The sequence below is a fragment of the Mesorhizobium sp. M8A.F.Ca.ET.021.01.1.1 genome (assembly GCF_003998025.1).
Taxonomy (GTDB): Bacteria; Pseudomonadota; Alphaproteobacteria; order Rhizobiales; family Rhizobiaceae; genus Mesorhizobium.
Genome location: NZ_RZSJ01001115.1, coordinates 1 through 437, shown reverse-complemented (window position 1 = coordinate 437; position 437 = coordinate 1). Strand labels below are relative to the sequence as shown.

The 437-nt window shown below is 68.4% G+C and carries 1 pseudogene; it reads right to left on the bottom strand.

Features of this window, described 5'->3' with window-relative positions:
- A pseudogene (locus EOA36_RS36880) lies at nucleotides 1-437 on the bottom strand (ribonuclease E/G); the annotation flags it as partial.

The following is a 437-nucleotide window of genomic DNA, read 5'->3' as shown; positions in this document are numbered from 1 at the left end:
CCGAAAAGCCAAAGAAGCCTCGGCGGCTGCCTTCTTGGGCTTGGCTGCGCGCCGCGGCTTCTTTGGCTTTTCGGTGCTAGGCACCTCGTCGCTCACAGTAGCCGCCGGCTCTTCGGCGGCCGCCGCAGCCACCGGCTCGATCGACACAGGCTCGCTTAGCGAAGCGTCAGCCTCGGCAGGCTCGGTCGTTTCGCCGGCTGCCGCCTCCGTCTCGCCTTCACCGTCTTCGCGACGGTTGCGCTTGCCGCCGCGCTTGCCGCGCCGGCGCTTCTTGCCTTGGCCATCGTCGGATGCTTCCGCCGTTTCGACGGTCTCCGTTGCGGCGACCGCAGCTTCGTTGTCCAGCTCGGCATCGTCATGGTCCGCTGCGCTTTCCGACGCAGAGAGGCCGTCCTCCGAGGTGGAATGGGGCGCGCCGTCGGTCGGGGCTCCATGCT